At 69.4% G+C, this 16229-nt stretch carries 17 protein-coding genes; 11 read left to right on the top strand and 6 right to left on the bottom strand.

Annotated elements, in window-relative coordinates:
- Window positions 1-683: 683 nt before the first annotated feature.
- The gene (locus IF46_RS0131830; protein ID WP_030492112.1) at window positions 684-932 is read right to left on the bottom strand and encodes an SCO4848 family membrane protein; all 249 of its coding nucleotides are present in this window, start codon (window positions 930-932) and stop codon (window positions 684-686) included.
- Window positions 933-1081: 149 nt separating this feature from the next.
- Here IF46_RS0131830 and IF46_RS35450 point away from each other — a divergent pair, with 149 nt between their 5' ends.
- From IF46_RS35450 to IF46_RS0131795, 7 genes are all read left to right on the top strand, one after another.
- Window positions 1082-1294 (top strand): hypothetical protein, encoded by a 213-nt coding sequence (locus tag IF46_RS35450; RefSeq protein WP_030492111.1) that lies wholly within the window; start codon window positions 1082-1084, stop codon window positions 1292-1294.
- A 4-nt stretch (window positions 1295-1298) separates the two neighbouring features.
- Window positions 1299-1475 carry a hypothetical protein gene (locus IF46_RS34955; RefSeq protein WP_198041583.1) on the top strand — a complete coding sequence of 59 codons (177 nt, stop codon included), beginning with the start codon at window positions 1299-1301 and terminating at the stop codon, window positions 1473-1475.
- A gap of 86 nt (window positions 1476-1561) precedes the next feature.
- Entirely contained in the window at window positions 1562-2620 is a 1059-nt protein-coding gene (gene trpS / locus IF46_RS0131815; protein ID WP_030492110.1) for a tryptophan--tRNA ligase, read from the top strand.
- A 44-nt stretch (window positions 2621-2664) separates the two neighbouring features.
- Window positions 2665-3882, top strand: coding sequence for a low temperature requirement protein A (locus IF46_RS0131810; protein ID WP_198041582.1), 1218 nt, complete (start codon window positions 2665-2667; stop codon window positions 3880-3882).
- 88 nt (window positions 3883-3970) lie between these two features.
- Window positions 3971-4318: a YciI family protein gene (locus IF46_RS0131805; protein ID WP_157563736.1), complete on the top strand. Its 348-nt coding sequence runs from the start codon at window positions 3971-3973 to the stop codon at window positions 4316-4318.
- A gap of 2 nt (window positions 4319-4320) precedes the next feature.
- The gene (locus IF46_RS0131800) at window positions 4321-5577 is read left to right on the top strand and encodes an RNA polymerase sigma factor (protein ID WP_157563734.1); all 1257 of its coding nucleotides are present in this window, start codon (window positions 4321-4323) and stop codon (window positions 5575-5577) included.
- A 16-nt stretch (window positions 5578-5593) separates the two neighbouring features.
- Window positions 5594-6184 carry an HAD family hydrolase gene (locus IF46_RS0131795; RefSeq protein WP_030492106.1) on the top strand — a complete coding sequence of 197 codons (591 nt, stop codon included), beginning with the start codon at window positions 5594-5596 and terminating at the stop codon, window positions 6182-6184.
- A 4-nt stretch (window positions 6185-6188) separates the two neighbouring features.
- Here the strand turns inward: IF46_RS0131795 and IF46_RS0131790 are convergent, their stop codons facing one another.
- The gene (locus IF46_RS0131790) at window positions 6189-7160 is read right to left on the bottom strand and encodes an NADP-dependent oxidoreductase (protein ID WP_198041581.1); all 972 of its coding nucleotides are present in this window, start codon (window positions 7158-7160) and stop codon (window positions 6189-6191) included.
- Window positions 7161-7340: 180 nt separating this feature from the next.
- On the opposite strand from IF46_RS0131790, the gene IF46_RS0131785 reads away from it, so the two are divergent.
- The gene (locus tag IF46_RS0131785) at window positions 7341-8033 is read left to right on the top strand and encodes a YoaK family protein (protein ID WP_232234238.1); all 693 of its coding nucleotides are present in this window, start codon (window positions 7341-7343) and stop codon (window positions 8031-8033) included.
- Window positions 8034-8109: 76 nt separating this feature from the next.
- Complete coding sequence (locus IF46_RS0131780; protein WP_030492103.1) at window positions 8110-9669, top strand: acetolactate synthase large subunit; 1560 nt, start codon at window positions 8110-8112, stop codon at window positions 9667-9669.
- 4 nt (window positions 9670-9673) lie between these two features.
- On the opposite strand, the gene IF46_RS0131775 is transcribed toward IF46_RS0131780, so the two are convergent.
- The 3 genes from IF46_RS0131775 to IF46_RS0131765 form a co-directional block, all read right to left on the bottom strand.
- Complete coding sequence (locus IF46_RS0131775; RefSeq protein ID WP_030492102.1) at window positions 9674-10753, bottom strand: WxL protein peptidoglycan domain-containing protein; 1080 nt, start codon at window positions 10751-10753, stop codon at window positions 9674-9676.
- 91 nt (window positions 10754-10844) lie between these two features.
- Window positions 10845-12812: a purple acid phosphatase family protein gene (locus IF46_RS0131770; RefSeq protein ID WP_232234237.1), complete on the bottom strand. Its 1968-nt coding sequence runs from the start codon at window positions 12810-12812 to the stop codon at window positions 10845-10847.
- A gap of 143 nt (window positions 12813-12955) precedes the next feature.
- Entirely contained in the window at window positions 12956-14353 is a 1398-nt protein-coding gene (locus IF46_RS0131765) for a HupE/UreJ family protein (protein ID WP_232234236.1), read from the bottom strand.
- A 1-nt stretch (window position 14354) separates the two neighbouring features.
- Between IF46_RS0131765 and IF46_RS0131760 the strand changes: the two genes are divergently transcribed.
- A complete protein-coding gene (locus tag IF46_RS0131760; RefSeq protein ID WP_030492099.1) occupies window positions 14355-15020 on the top strand; it encodes a hypothetical protein in 666 nt (221 codons plus the stop codon).
- Between the two features lie 105 nt (window positions 15021-15125).
- Window positions 15126-15716: a class I SAM-dependent methyltransferase gene (locus tag IF46_RS0131755; protein WP_157563731.1), complete on the top strand. Its 591-nt coding sequence runs from the start codon at window positions 15126-15128 to the stop codon at window positions 15714-15716.
- 92 nt (window positions 15717-15808) lie between these two features.
- Here the strand turns inward: IF46_RS0131755 and IF46_RS0131750 are convergent.
- Window positions 15809-16229, bottom strand: a 421-nt coding sequence (locus IF46_RS0131750; protein ID WP_030492097.1) for a non-reducing end alpha-L-arabinofuranosidase family hydrolase, incomplete at its 5' end; no start/stop codon positions are given.

Here is a 16229-nt window from a genome sequence, read left to right as displayed (position 1 = left end):
CCAGCCAGCAAAAACTGACCAGTCCGGGGTATAAATCATAATTGGCACTGGCTTTACAAGCACCCTGTTGAGTTCTCAAAGAACAACCACACACCGACCAGAAGCCCCACCACAGTGGAACCCCAACTCGGGGCTTTTCCGCTCTGTGTCCCCGCCGCTCTCGCGCCGGGCACTTTTACTACGTTACCTCACCGTCTTCGTCGTGTCAAACCGTGTGTCCCGGTCTGTCATGCTTCGTACGGGTCAGCGCCGGCGCACTCACGCAGCAGCGAACCGCTGCGTCAGGTCGTCGGATTCGGCAGGCCGGCCGCTGCGGTGTCCCGCAGTCTCGCCCGGTTCCCTGCCGGTCGTGAACCTTACCCGGTCGGCTTCGCCGCACCAAATCCGCCTCGCGGCCGATCCGGCAAGCCCCGCCCGGACCGCGTCTCGCAGGAGCGAACCCCTGTTTGACCCGGTTGCCACCCCGTCTCGGCGCTCCAGGACTTTCGTCCCGTTTGCCCCGTTCCGCGCTGGCAGAGAGAAAGTTACGCGTTCGCGGGTTTGATCGTCAAATCCGCGGGTAGGGGCGCGCGTCACACTTCCGTTCGCCTGCGGTTTACCCAGCTCAGCGAGGACCCGACCGGCCGCGTAGCCGGCGCTGCCGCCAGCACGAAGGGCTTGCCTGCACGGGGGACCGGTCAGGACTACTGCTGACGGCGGGCGGCGAGCCAGGCTCGGATGCCGAGGACGCCGGCGGTGGTCCCGATCGCCAGGGATGCGGCAATCAGCAGCGCATGCACCCAGAGAAAGCTGGTGGCGGGACCGTCCGCCACCGTGCCGGACGCCCAGGACCGCGGGTCCTGCCAGATGGCCACCGCGAACCTCGGCCAGATCACCCAGGTCCAGACGCCGACTCCGACCAGGAACACGGCCCACCCTCGCGACAGCACCATGGCAGCCGAGTATGCCAGCGCGCCTGTTCACCAGGCCGGCCACGGACGCGAGCCCTGTCGTCACTCCCGCACCCGAGGTGTTTCCAGCGGCAGCGGGGTGTGCACTGCGAAGGAGGACAGCGCAGGACCGTCCCCCCTGAAGGTGTCCCATGCAACCCTCGGTCTTCAACCCCTGGGCCTGGCGTGACCCGTCCGCCCCTGGCTGGCGGGCACACGCACTCCACTCCCTCGGTCACCCTCCGGACGGCCAGGAGGGTGGTCACGACGGCCCGGACGCGCCCGGCAGCGTCGACGACCTGGAGTACCGGGAACGCATCGGCAACTACTACGCCGACAGCTATGCCCCGCCGCAGGTAATGTGAGGCCGTGGTCCGGACGGGCAACTGCGCATCGGAGACGGTCGACCTGGTCGACGGCCTCCCCCTCGGTGCCGTGCCCGAGATCCCGACCCGCTCCGGCGATGGCCGTGAGCAACTTCTGAACGTCCTCCGTGCCGGTGGTCTGCGGTTCCGCGCCGGCGCGCGATGGCGGACGGCTCGCTGAGCCGATCCCGCTGACCGACAGGGCTGAACCAGCCCCTGTCGGCGCGCGCCCATGCGTGACCCACCAACGGAACGAGAGGCACCACCATGTCCGTCGCACGAATGCTCACCGGCGACCGGCCCACCGGCCGCCTGCACCTCGGCCACTACGTCGGCAGCATCGTCAACCGGGTACGGCTGCACCGGCGCTACGAGAGCTTCTTCATCATCGCCGACCTGCACATGCTCACCACTCGCAACCGGCGGGAGGACATCGACCAGGTCTCCGGCAACGCCCGCGAGATGGTGACCGACATCCTCGCCGCCGGGGTCGAGCCGGACGGGGCCACTTTCTACCTCCAGTCGGCCATCCCGGAGGTCGGCGACCTCAACACCCTCCTACAGAACCTGGTGACTGTCCCCCGGCTGGAACGGGTGCCCTCGCTCAAGGACATGGCCCGCGACGCCGGCAAGGAGGAGATGCCGTACGGGCTGTTGGGTTACCCGGTGCTGCAGGCCGCGGACATCCTCTGCGTCAAGGGAGAGGTGGTCCCGGTCGGCCGGGACAACGCCGCACACGTCGAGGTGACCAGGGAGATCGCCCGACGGTTCAATCACCTGTACGGCCCCGTCTTCCCGGTGCCCGAGCTGATCCCGGCGGACACGCCGAGCCTGGTGGGCACCGACGGCGCCGCCAAGATGAGCAAGAGCCGGGGCAACACGATCGCTCTCTCCGACGACGCGGCGACGGTGCGTCGCAAGGTGCTCGGCATGTACACCGACCCGAACCGGGTGCGGGCCGACGTGCCGGGCACGGTGGAGGGCAACCCGGTCTTCGCGTACCACGAGGTTTTCAATCCCGACCGTGACGAGGTGGCCGACCTGGCCCAGCGCTACCGGGCCGGGCGGGTGGGCGACGTGGAGGTCAAGGAACGGCTGGTCGTCGCGCTGGAGGGGTTCCTGGCGCCGATCCGGCAACGCCGGGCCGAGATCGAAGCCGACCGGGGTCTGGTCGACCGACTGATCGTCGAGGGCACGGAACGGACCCGCCAGGAGGTACGCCAGACCTTGGTCGAGGTACGCCGGGCGATGGGGCTGACCGGGGCGTACCAGCAGGTGCGGCGGCGGGCTGAGCGGAGTCGACGCCGGACGGACGCCTCGACCTGAGCGCCGAGCGGGTGCCGCCGACCGACATGGCGCAGAATGCGAGGGTGAGGAGGGTATCTGACATTCGTCCGGTGCCGGTGGGAGTGACGCACCGGACCACGATGTTCGAGATCTTCTTCGACCTGGTCTTCGTCTTCGCACTCACCCGCGTCATCACGTTCATGGCGGGATCGCCGACGGCGCTCACCCTGGCCCAGGGGTTGCTCCTCCTCCTGCTGCTGCTCTACTCCTGGGGCCCGTACACCTGGGTGGGAAACCTGGTCCGCCCGGATGTCGGCCTGGTCCGCGCGGCCACCCTGGTCGCGATGGCGGCGATCTTCGTGGCCGCGCTGGTCCTGCCGGACGCGTGGAAACAGAGCCCGGAGCTGTTCGACGCGCCGCTCACCCTCGCCCTGGCGTACGTGGTCGGCCGGGCCGTGCAGCTCGTGATCCTGTTCTGGGTGAGCGCGACGAACCCACCGCTGCGCTCGACGCTGCGGTTCTTCCGCGTGCCGGTGATCCTGGCGTGGCTCCCGCTGATCGGCGGCGCGCTGCTCGGCGGCGCGGCCCAGACGGTGCTCTGGACGGTCGCGCTGCTGGTGGATATCGGCGGCGCGCGGATCGCGTCCGCCTTCCGGCCGTGGCAGGTGCGCAGCCTGGACCACTTCACCGAGCGCTTCGGCCTGGTGCTCATCATCGCGCTGGGTGAGTCGCTGATCTCCGCCGGCGCGGGACCGCGGACGATGGCACCGGTCGGTGCGGCCGTTCTGGCCGCGCTGCTCGGCCTCACCACTACGGTCTGCCTGTGGTGGCTCTACTTCGACCGGCTCGCCCCCGCCGCGCGGGAGGCCGTCAGTAACGTGCCGGATGAGCGACGGGCGAGTGTGGCCGGCGACGCGTACGGCATCGGGCACTCCCCGCTGATCATCGGGGCCATCTACGTCGCGCTCGGCATCGAGGAGGTGATCGCCCGGCTCACCGAGGAGTCGGCGCACCCCGACCGGCTGGGCTGGGAGGCCGCGACCGCGCTCTACGGCGGGACGGCCCTCTACCTGCTCAGCAGGTTGGTCTTCCGCCGACTGACCGTCCGCGTGGTGTGCCCGGCGCAGGTAGTCGCCGCGCTGCTGCCGCTGGCCCTGCTGCCGATCGGCCGGTCGCTGCCCCCGTTGGCGGCGCTCACCCTGCTGACCGTCTTCTTGGTCGCGGTGACCTGGTTCGAGCGACGGATCGAACCTCCCGATCCCACCCAGCCCCGGCCCGGCTATCGAGCCGGAAAGACCTGACGCCGCCGTGTCGATATCCGCAGGCCTCGTTCGTCGTCATGCTGTACGGCGACCACGCCGCACCGAGAGGAGCCGAAACGTGAAGTACATGCTGCTGTTCATGAGCCCCACGACCGACGGGGAAGCCTTCGACAACGGGTGCACCTTCGAGGACTGGATCCGCTACGACCGGGAGATGAAGGACGCGGGCATCTGGGTCTCGGGGCATCCGCTACAGGACCTGACCACCTGTACGACCGTGCAGGTGGGCCCCAGCGGCGAGCGCACGATCACCGACGGGCCGTTCGCCGAGACCCGTGAACTGCTCGGCGGGTACGACATCATCGACGTGCCGGACCTCGACGCCGCGCTGGAGTGGGCGGCCCGCAGTCCCGGCGCCACCGGCGGCGGGTCGGTCCAGGTCCGCCCGATCGCCGAGATCGAGGCGCCGGTCTGATCGTGTCAGGTGCGGGGGCAGCCGTCGGGGCGTCGGTGGAGGCGGTGTTCCGGGAGGAACGCGGCCGATTGCTCGCCGCGCTCGTGCATCGCTTCGGCGATCTCGACCTGGCCGAGGAGGTCGCCTCCGAGGCCATCGAGGCGGCGCTGACGCATTGGCCGACCGACGGCGTCCCGAGCCGACCGGGCGCCTGGCTGCTCACCACGGCTCGGCGTCGAGCCGTGGACCGGTTGCGCCGCGACCGGGTGCTGGCGACCCGGCTCGCCGTACTTCAGGCGGAGGCCGAGCGGGCCGACCCGGCCCCACCCGCCGACGCGGACCGCGACCTACCCGACGACCGGCTCGCGCTCTTCTTCACCTGCGCGCACCCGGCCCTGGCCGCGCAGGATCGCGGTGCGCTCACCCTGCGGTTCCTGGCCGGGCTCACCACCACCGAGGTCGCGCGGGCCTTCCTGGTGCCGCCCGCCACCATGGCCCAGCGGCTCGTCCGGGCCAAACGGAAGATCCGCGACGCCCGGATTCCGTTCCGGGTGCCGGGCGTCGACGAGTTGCCTGATCGCCTGCCCACGGTGCTCCAGGCCGTCTACTCGGTCTTCACCGAGGGCTACGCCGCCAGCACCGGCCCGGATCTCCAACGGATCGACCTGGCCGAGGAGGCCATCCGGCTGGGCCGGATCCTGCGCCGGCTGCTGCCGGCCGAGCGGGAGGTCGCCGGGTTGCTCGGCCTGATGCTGCTCGTCCACGCCCGACGCGCCGCGCGTACCGGACCGGACGGCACCATGATCCTTCTCGACGACCAGGATCGGGGACGCTGGGACCGCCCCATGATCGAGGAGGGGTGCGGCCTGGTGGTGGTCGCGCTGACCGGCCGAGCGCCCGGGCCGTACGGCGTGCAGGCCGCCATCGCCGCGCTGCACGACGAGGCCGCCGATGTGGCCAGCACCGACTGGCCGCAGGTGGTGGCGCTCTACGACGTGCTGCTCGGCCTGGTGCCCTCACCGATCGTCGCGCTCAACCGGGCCGCCGCAGTGGCCATGCGGGACGGGCCGGAGGCGGGGCTCGCCCTGCTCGACGGGTTGGCCGATGAGCCCCTCCTGCGCGGCCACCACCCCTATCCGGCGACCCGGGCCGACCTGCTGCGCCGGCTCGGCCGGCACGACGAGGCCGCGGCGGCGTACCGCACCGCGTTGACGCTTGTCGGCACCGAACCGGAGCGCGCGTACCTGCTCAGACAGTTGCAATCCGTTTCGACCGAGTGAGCTGTACCCTTCCCGGGTGAGTCTGCCTCTGCCTCCCGGCCAGTTCGCCGCGTACCTGTTCGACTGCGACGGCACCATCGTCGACTCGATGCCGCTGCACTACCTGGCCTGGCAGCGAGCCCTTCAGGAGTGGGGCTGCGAGTTCCCGGAGGACCTCTTCTACGCCTGGGGTGGGCGGCCGACCGCCGACATCATCGTCGCCCTGAACGAGCAGCAGGGTCTGGCCATGCCGGTCGCGGCTGTAGTCGAGCGCCGGGAGAGCTACTACCAGGAGTTGCTGCCGCAGCTCGCCGCCGTGCCCGAGGTGCTGGCGCACATCCACGACGCGCACCGGCGGGTTCCGTTCGCCGTGGTCTCCGGCAGCACCCGCGCGTCGGTCACCGCCTCCCTGGACGCGCTCGGCCTACTGGACCGGTTCGACGTGCTGGTCTGCGCCGACGACTACACCCGGGCCAAGCCCGACCCGGAGGCGTTCCTGCTCGCGGCGCAGCACCTCGGCGTAGCACCGGAGTCCTGCCTGGTCTTCGAGGACACCGACCTGGGCATCCAGGCCGCGACGGCGGCCGGCATGGCATCGGTACGCGTGCCGCAGCAGCGCACGGCCTGAGGCCTCAGGCCACCGTCAGCAGCAGCTTGCCGGCGTAGGACGTCTGTAGGCGCTTGTGCGCCTCCCGCACCTTGCCCAGCGGGAACGTCTCGGCGACATGCACCACGAACGGCCCCGCCTCGATGAGTTCGTTGAGGCGCTGCAACTGTCGAGGGTTCGATTCGCCGTCGTACGCGCGGACCACGACGCCGGGCCGCTCCTGCGGTTCTGGCTGCACCCCGTGGGCGAACGCGACCACCCCGCCGTCGACGAGCGCCTCGGTGAGCCGGTCCAGGGTCTCGCCAGCGGCCATCGCCAGGATGGCGTCCACCCCGGCCGGTGCCGCCTCCCGGACCTGGGCGAGCACATCGGTGATGTCGCCGTGGCCGTCGAGGGACACGTCGGCGCCGAGCCGGGTAACCAGCGCGACGCCGTCCGCCCCGGAGGCCACGGCGATCACATTCAGCCCCTGCCGCTTGGCCAGCTGCACGGCCAGGTGGCCCTGACCGCCGCTCGCACCGAAGATCAGCAGCCAGGCGCCGGTCGACAGGCCGAGGGTGTCGAGCCCGGCCAGCGCGGTCAGCGCGTCGGTGGGCATGGCACCGGCGTGCTCGGCGGGCACACCGTCGGGGACCTTCGCCGCGTACTTCGCGTCGACCACCGCGTACTCGGCGTAGAAACCGCCCTTTGGCCGGGTGGCGGCGGAGACGTAGACCAGGTCGCCCACGGCGAGGTTGGTCACCTTGCTGCCGGCCGCGATGACGGTGCCGGCACCGTCGGAGCCGGGCACGATCGGGAAGGTCGAGCCCTCCGGCACCAGCACACCCTGCCGCTCGTACGCGTCCCACACCCCGACGCCGGCGCTCAAGACCTTGATCAGCACCTCGTTGTCGGCGACCTCCGGGACCGGCAGCTTCCGCAGGGTGATCACCTCCGGCCCGCCGAACTCGTCGAAGGCCGCAGCCTGCATCCGCTCCGGCACGTCCCCGTCAACCATGTGGATTCCCTCTCCGTGCCGGCGTCACCGTCGCAGCATGCCGCCTCGGGAACGGGCGTGGCGCAGGGCTGAACCTCGTTCACCCACAAGGACGAACGCCCCCGCGCGGCGTGCCTCACCGGGCGTAGCCGGGGCGGGCACGGGAATGTCCACGCACTCCAGGCAACGGGAAGGGACATCGTGCACGCTCCGTCGACACGGGCCACGGCCTGGCTCCTGGTGGCACTGGCCGCGGCCTCCGGCTGCGTCGACGTGATCTGTCTGACCAGGCTCAACGGCTACTTCGCCAGCGTGGTCACCGGCAACCTGGTGCACTTCGGCCACGCGCTCGCCACGGCGGACACCCGCTCGCTCGCGGGGGCGGTGGTGGCGGTTGGTGGTTACGCGGTGGGGGTGGCCGCTGCCACGGTGCCGTTGCGCCACGCCCCACCGGGCTGGAACCGCCGTACCGCGGTGGTGACGTCGGCCGAGGCGGTGCTGCTGCTCGGGTTCACGGTGGGCTGGCTGGCCTGTTCGGCACGTCCCGGGTATGGCTTCGGGCTCGTGCTGCTGGCGATGGCCGCCGTGTCGAGTGGCATCCAGAGCGTGATCACCGTCGGTGCCGGCGTACGAGGCGCGTCCACCACCTACCTGACCGGCTCGCTGACCGAGCTGGTTCGGCGTCGCGTCGTCGACCCGCACCGGTTCGCCGACCTGGGTGGCGTGGGCCGGCTGGCGGGGCTGGTGCTCGGCGCCGTACTGGGCACGGTGGTGCTGCGCGCGGCCCCGATCTGGGCATCCGTGCCGGCGGTGGTGCTGGTGATCGCCGTGATCGTTTTCGCGGTCGAGCTGAGTCACCGCGCGACAGCCGACCAAGCGTCCAGCGGGGGGTGATAGCGCACTATATGCGGCATTAGGTGGTCTTTTAACACCTACGCTGGCGGCATCGATCTGACGAGAGGTGGCTCGGATGAACGGGGCTGAAGCACTCATGCGGACGCTGGCGGACGGCGGCTTGGAGGTCGTCTTCGCCAATGCGGGCACCACGGAGATGCACATGGTCGGAGCGATAGACGGCCTACCGCAACTTCGCGGGGTGCTGACTCTCTTCGAGGGCGTGGCCACCGGCGCGGCCGACGGTTACGCCCGCATCGCCGGCAAACCCGCCGCGACGATGCTGCACCTGGGAGCGGGCTTCGCGTACGGGCTGACGAACCTGCACAACAGCCGTCGCGCCAACTCGCCGGTGGTCAGCATCGTGGGCGACCACCCGACCTACCACAACGTCTACGACTCGCCCCTGACCTCGGAGATCGCCCTGCTCGGCAGTTGGCTGCGTGGCTCGGTCCGCCGCCCCGAGAACGCCGCGGGCACCGGGACCGACGCCGCCGCCACCCTGGCCGCAGCGGTGGAACCACCCGGGCAGGTCGCCACCGTGATCGTGCCGGCGGACGCCTCGTGGAACGACGGCGGAGTGGTCGGCACGCCGGCCGCCCTCAAGCCGCCGCAGCCGGTGACCAAGGAGGTGATCGCGCAAATCGCGGACGTGCTGCGCAGCGGTGAACCGGTGGCCCTGGTCATCGGCGGTCCGGCGGTCCGCGAGGCGGGCCTCTGCGCGGCGAGCCGCATCGGTGCCGCCACCGGCGCACGGGTGTTGCAGGAGCTCTACTCCAACCGGCTTGAGCACGGCGCCGGCCTGCCCAGCTTCCCTCGGCTGAGCTTCTTCCCCGACCAGACGGTCAAGCAGTTGGCCGGGGTGAAGCACGTGATCACCGCCGGCGCCAAGGAGCCCGTCGCGTTCTTCGCCTACCCCGGCCTGCCGAGCTGCCTCGTCCCGGAGGGTGCCCAGTCGCACGCGCTCGCCGAGGCCGGTCAGGATGCCGTCGCCGCGCTCGTGCAGCTCGCCGACCTGCTAGCGCCGGACACTGCCCCCGAGGTCACCAAGCCGCAACGGCCGGCGATGCCGAGCGGGCCGCTCACCCTCAAGAGCTGGACCGAGGTCATCGGCGCGCTGCTGCCCGAACGGGCGATCGTCATCGACGAGACCGTCAGCTCCGGCACCGCCCTGGCCGCGGCGACCGAGGGCGCTCCCCGGCACGACGTGCTCATGCAGTGCGGTGGCGCGATGGGCGACGGTCTGCCCCTGGCCGTCGGAGCCGCCATCGCCGCCCCCGACCGGCCGGTGGTGGCCCTGGAGGCCGACGGGTGCGCCATGTACACCCTCACCGCGCTCTGGACCCAGGCCCGCGAGAAGCTGAACATCACAAACGTGATCCTCAACAACCACGCGTACGGGATCCTGCGCGCGGAGTGGGGTTACTTCACTCTCCCCCCGGGCCCGGCCAAGGCCGACGACATCCCGCTGTTCGACCTGGCCAACCCGGCGATCGACTACGTGAAGCTGGCGGAGGGTTTCGGCATGCCCGCCAGCCGTGCCACGACCGCCGAGGAACTCGCCGAGCAGTTCTCCCGGGCCATCGCCGAACCGGGACCACACCTCATCCAGGCGGTGATCCCGTCGGCCGTCTAAGTGCTCAGGAGGTCTGCTGCTCCGGACCGCGGAGCGCCTGCTCGACAGCGTCACGTACGCGGGCGTCCTCGCGTGCCTTGCGCTGCGCCTTGTTGCGGCGTCGGTAGAGCAACGCCCCGACGAGCGCGGCGATCAGCACGACGAGCACCAGCGCCAGCATCCACGGCAGGGCCCAGCCGTGCGCGGTGACCTTGACCGGCTTGAGCGGCGTGGTGGAGCCGGAGGCGTCGGTGAGCAGGGGCGTCAGGGTCGCAGTCGCGGCCAGTGAGATGGTGGGCGCCACACCGTGGACGGGCACGGTCACGTCCCAGCTCTCGCCGGGGAGCAGCTCCGGCGGCGCGGCGATGTCCTTCGCCCGGACTCGCAGTACGCCGAACGGCCCCGAGACCGATACCGCCTGCTGCCCGGAGAGGGCGGCGTTGCCAACGTTGTGGATCTTGTAGGTGATGGTGGCGTCACCCTTGCTGAACGGGTTGGTCGGCCCGGCGTACTTCACATGGAGGTTCTCGATCGCGAGGTTGGGCTTCAGCTCGCCACCCACCCGCAACTTGATCCGGATACCGAGACGCCGGTCGACGTTGATCCCCTCGGCCTGGTCGGACTGGGTCAGCGTGGTGAGGATGCCACCGACGTAGTCCCCGGGCGTGGCGTTCTCCGGGACGCTGACCTTGAACGGGACCTGAGCGGTCTTTCCGGGCTGGATCACGACGCTGCCGGCGTTCGCCTTCACCCAGGCGCCGATCGCGACGGACTTCTTGTCCTTGGTGAGCAGGTCGAGCTGGCCGGCGTCGGTGGTGAAGCCGTCGGCGGCGTACACGGCGAGGGTCAGCGGCGCCGGACCGCGGTTGGCCACGACCATGGCGTCATCGACGGCACCACCGGGGTTGACGTCGTAGCTGAAGCTGGACCGGGCCTCGCCGTAACCGTTGGAGGCCGTCCGGACCGTCCAGGCGACGTTGCCGTCCGCGGCCTGGGCGGGACCAGCGCCGACACCGCCGGCCGCGACGACGGCGAGCAGGGACAGTGCGGTCGTACGGAGGAGTGCGGCGGGCGTGGTCTTCCAGCGCGTTACGGACGGGTACATACCGGTTCCTTGAGGTGATCTTGGACGGATTGCAAATGGGTGGCGGGGTAGGCCCCCGAAGGTGCCTACCCCGCCCGATGGAACTGTTCGATCAGCTGCTCAGCGCGGTGATCGTGAGCGTGGTGCGGTAGTCACCCTTCGCGATGCTGTCCGGGATCTTCAGATCCAGGTCGGCACCGAGCCGGGCGCCGCCCCGCGCGTGACCCTGCGCGGCCGCGGCGAGGGCGCTGGAGACCGAGAGGCCCTTGCCCTGGTCGTCGAGGGACGACAGGACCGGAGCACCGGCCTCGGCACCCGCGCCACCGTCGAGCACGTACGGGTTCCAGCCCAGGTAGGAGCCGGAGAACTTCTTGTCGGCGTCCTGGAAGTCGCCGACGTTGGCCGAGATCGACCACGGGGTGAGCGAGCGGCGGCTGTCCGACACGAGGATCGGGTTGATCTTGCCGGTCGCCTCGAAGTAGGTGCCGTTGCGCTCCTGAGCGGTGCCCAGGTTGACGAGACCGTTGTAGCCGTCGATCGTCCAGCCGAACTCACCCGGAGCCGGGTTCGGCACGTTGACCTGGATGGCCTGGCCGTCAGCGTGGTACGGGTGGATCGTGGTGTTGTCGACGATGGAGCCGACCGGCTGGCCATCGGCGGTGTTGGTGCAGGACAGGCCCTTCTCGACCGCCGCGTTCGGCGCCGCGCAGGTGCCGCTGCGGATGTTCTGGAGCACCAGCTTGTCGGCCTTGACCTGCACCTTGACGTAGCTGCGCACGTGCTCCTGGTTCTGCACCGAGTTGAACCAGTAGTTGTTCGGGTTCAGCGGGTCCGGGCCGAGGCCCTCGACACCGGTGCCGGTGTTGTCCGGCTTCTTGATGTCGTAGTACTTCGAGCCAGAGGCCGAGTTGGCCGTCACGTAGATGACGCCACCCGGGCCGGGGAACACGTCGGCAGCGCCCGGCTTCTCAGCCGGGTTCTCCTTCTGGCCGTTCTTGATCGAGTAGCTGCGGGTGTAGACGTGGTCGTGACCCTGCAGCACCATGTCGATGCCGAGGTCGGAGAACGCCGTCGTGAAGTCCTTGCGGCGGTTCTTGTTGTCCGCGTCGGTGGCGTGGCTCGCCGCCGAGTAGATGGAGTGGTGGTAAACCAGCACCTTCCACTTGGCCTCGTTGCCGTGCTTCTTGACGATGTCGGTGACGTAGGCGACGTGCGCCGCGTCGCCACCGGCGGAGCCGTCAGCGGGGTTGACGTAGCTGTTGCTGTTCAGGTCGATGAACAGCACGTCCTTGTAGATGTACCAGTAGTCGCCGCCGGAGCGGGTCGCCTGGTCACCGGTGTAGTACTGGGCTGAGCGGTCCGTGTTCGGGGTGAAGTGGTGCTGCTCCCAGGACTTGCCGCCGACATCGTGGTTACCGATGGTGGCCGCGGTGGGGTACTGGCGCAGCTGCTCCGGGGAGAGGTACGCGTTCCACTGGTCCTCGTTGTTCGCGGACTCGACGTGGTCACCGGCGGACACCAGCATCTCGGTGTCCGGGTTCGCCGTGGTGGCGACCTTCAGCGTCTCGGCCCAACCGGCCTGGTCCTTCGCGACGTCGCCGGAGGAACCGATCTGCGGGTCACCGAAGAACAAGAAGTTGTAGTCGCCCTCGAAGTCCTGCGTCTTGAAGGCGTACGCCGGGGACCAGCTGCCCTCGGCGCCGACCCGGTACGAGTACGCCGTGTTCTCGCGCAGGTTGCTGATCGTGGCGTGCCGGTTGAAGCCGGTGGTGGAGGTGTTCGCCGCGCCAACAGCGTCGAAGCTGAGGGCGCTGGCCGGGAACTCTCCGTTGACGATCTCAGCCGTCGGCGCGAGCTGGATCTTCTGCGCGGTGTCGGCGGACGAGTACCAGGTCACGATGCGCTGGGTCTCGTTGGCGCCGACGCCGAGGACCACACCTGTGATCGTGGTGGACTCAGCCGCACTCGCAGAGGCCATCAGGCCACTGCCGAGAGCCGCGCCCATTCCGAGGAACCCGGCTGCGACCCCGGCGACCAGGCGCCGCCGCATGGGCGCGGAGACCCATGTGTTCAATGTCATCGACATTGTTCCCTTTTCAAATAGAGAAATGAATGTGTCTTCACCCGACGCCGGGGAAGCAATTACACGCTTTCGCTGCCTGGTGAACCGATCATGAACGTGATCTTGCGAAAGACTGCACTTCACGAACTACTTAGCCTTACTCATGATCCAGAAATACGCTGCACGAACCAGATCAGCCCCATAATGGACACGCCAGCAGAAACAGCCCCGGTCGCCCAGAGGCCGGCTTTCGGCGCACGGCGGCGCAGCAGGAACAGCAGCGGGAAGACGACAGCGATAATCGTCAACTGAACGACCTCGATGCCGACGTTGAACACCAGCAGCGACCACAGCAGGGTCCACGACCATGCCTCGTCGATACCCAACGCGCCCGCGAAGCCCAGGCCGTGCACGAGGCCGAAGCAGAACACCACCGCGAGGCGGATCCAGCCGGCCCGGTCCAGGCTGAGGTGACCGTGCCCGGCCGCCTCCAGGTCGGTCGCGTGCTCACCACGCCGCCAGATCCCCCACAGATGCCAGCCGGCGACGACGGCGATCGACAACGCGATGATCGGCTCCACGATCGCCCCCGGCACCTCGACCAGGCCAAGCGCGGCGAGCATGAACGTCACCGAGTGCGCCAGGGTGAAGCTGGTGGCCGCGAGCACGATCTCCCGGAGCCGCCGCGATCCGGCGATCAGCGCCAGCAGGAACAGGATGTGGTCGATCCCGCTCAGCAGGTGCTCGGCGCCCAGGAGGAAGAACTCCCCGAAACGCTGGTACCAGGCCTGCCCGGTCGAGAAGGACGGATTGGCGGCGTCGAGCGCCGCACTGCCCGAGCGGGCGTCGATCTCGTAGGTGACGATCGTCTTCGTGCCCTTGACGTAGCCCTCGCCGTCCGGGAAGAGGCCGCTGCGCACCACGTGCTCGCCGACCCGTTCGGGGCAGGTCCAGTCCAGCAGCAGGTTCGCGTGCGGCACGCCGTCGCGCGCACTGATCGTCGCGTCGCCCACCTGCGTCGGCCGGCAGGCCGCGTCCCGGGAACTCACCGAGAACCGGTCGGAGACGTACGTGAGGACCGTCGACGCGTGACTCTTCAACGCGGCGGCCTGGGCGCCGGCGTCGCCCGCTTCGAATGCGGCGGTTCCCGCCTGAAAGAGCGGATCGTCGTGACCCGAATCGGCGGCGGACACGACGAGGAGGTCATATTCGAGCTCCACCGCGGTGCGGATGTGACCCTCATCTCCCGCTTCAATTTTTGCGTACACAGTCGATGAGAAACCGTGCGCGGACGCCGGTTCGGCGCCCAGAAACGGAACCACCGCTGCGGCGAAACCGACAGCGGCGACGATAACGGTACGGCGGACGCGGCCTAACATTCGACTCCCTCGGTTGGCCAGTGCACGCTGCATGTCGTGGGTGAACACCAGCCCGCGCACCGGCAAACCGCCGGAAAACAAAATCGCCGAAGGGCCACCCACCGATTGCCGGGGACCGGAATTGAGATAGGAATACGAAGACGTACGCGCACTTTCCGCCACCACTCGGAGGACGATCACCTTGCGCCCCCCGCTTCGGGCCGTTGCCATGCTGGCCGCGACCGCCGCTCTGGTCACCGCCTGTAGTAGCTCCAGCGATGACTGGTCCGAGCCACATCCGGCGCCCAGCGCCATCGGCACCCTCGGCCCGGGGTTCGTCGACCCCTCCGTGAAGCCCGCCCCGGAGGCGACCATCACGCCGCAGCCCGGCTCCTGGGCCGGCGTCCACCCGCCGAAGGACTACCGGGTCGTCCTGCTGACCAGCGGCGAGGACAACCCGACCAAGGCCCTCGTGACGGCGGTCAAGGAGTGGGCCGACGACGAGCACGTCGACCTCAGGACGATCGCCGTCGGCAAGGCGCACGACCCCGTTCCCAGCATCGCCAAGGCGATGGAGATGGGCCCGGACCTCATCGTCGGCGCGGGCAACGACCTCATCGACGCGCTCGCGCTGGTCACCCCGAACCACCTGGATGAGAACTTCCTCGTGGTGGGCGCGGAGTTGGCCGAGCCCACCCACAACGTCACCGCAGTCGACTGGGACGGCGCGTCGTTCCGTGGTGAAGGGCTCGGTATGTCCTCGACGTACGACCCGAACTCGTTCACCGCGGATCGCTGCGCGGCGGCCATCCGGGCGGGCGTGGCCGCAGTCCTCAACGACCTGACCGGGATCGTGGTCTGGCTCTGACGCCTGCCGGCTCCGCCCGCATGGTGACCGAGGACACGGTGCACTGACTCCGCTGAGATAGTGGAATCAGATGTGTGAGCAGAGAAGGCACCGGCGAGTGACGTGGTGAGATCCACTCTTTCGACAAGTCTCTCCAGCACCGGCACGACCCCCAGAGCCGACGACGCAACTCGGGTGCCGACCGCCCATCGGCAGCGCTGGGCGGTGGAGACGATGGCTGTCGCGCCCAACGACCAGGTGTTGGAGATCGGGTGTGGTCGGGGAGCGGCCGTCTCGCTGGTCGCCGCCCGACTCACGACCGGCCGAATCGTCGCCATCGACCGTGCCGCGTCGATGGTGCGGCTCGCGACCCAACGGAACCTGAGCCACATCAGCGCCGGCCGAGCCGAGATCCGGCGTGCCGGGTTCGAGTCGGCCACCCTCCCGGCTGACCACTTCACCAAGATCTTCGCAGTGAACGTCAGCCTCTTCTGGTTGGGCGACGCAGCGCAGCAGGTCGCTCGGGTGCGACGCCTGCTGGCACCCGGAGGCCAGCTCTACGTGTTCGGTGAGCGACCCACCGCGGCGCACGCCACCGCGAACCTCACCACCACCGAGCTGCTGCTCGAAACCCACGGGTTCGCCACGACCACCTCGAGCACCACTCGTGGGCAGGGTCAGGTGCTCACCTGCGTCACCGGCACGCCTGTCGAATGAGTCAGGGCTGATCACGGCACCAACATGAGCCGGGCGGGCTCGGCGTAACGCCGAGCCCGCCCGTCACGTGCGGGTCAAGCTTGAGCAGCGGGTCAGCGCTGCAGGGTCAGCAGACCCGGCCGGTACGGCAGGAGGCCGTAGTCGACGCCGTCAGAGCTGGGGGAACGACCCTGGTAGAGCAGTTGCAGGTTGCAGGCGTCGACGGTCATGGTCTGGTCGGCGTTGGTGCGCAGCAGCTCACCGTGGCTGATGTCGTTGGTCCAGGTGGCACCGCTGTTGACCTTGCCGGCGAACGGGTTGCTCTGGGTCGCGGCCTGCGGCGTCCACGTACCACCCAGGCTGGTGGCCGTGAACGAGCGGAAGTAGCGGCCCGTGGAGCCGATCGCCTCGACGATCATGAGGTACTTGTTCAGACCCTGCAGCTTGTAGACCTGCACGGCCTCGAACAGGTTGTTCGTCGTGTCGCTCATGATCGTCGTGTAGTTCGACCCGAAGCTGCCCGGGAAGTTCCCG

This window comes from Micromonospora chokoriensis, assembly GCF_000718555.1.
Taxonomy (GTDB): domain Bacteria; phylum Actinomycetota; class Actinomycetes; order Mycobacteriales; family Micromonosporaceae; genus Micromonospora; species Micromonospora chokoriensis_B.
Note: the sequence above shows the minus strand (reverse complement) of the source record. Positions and strands in the feature narration are given on the sequence as shown.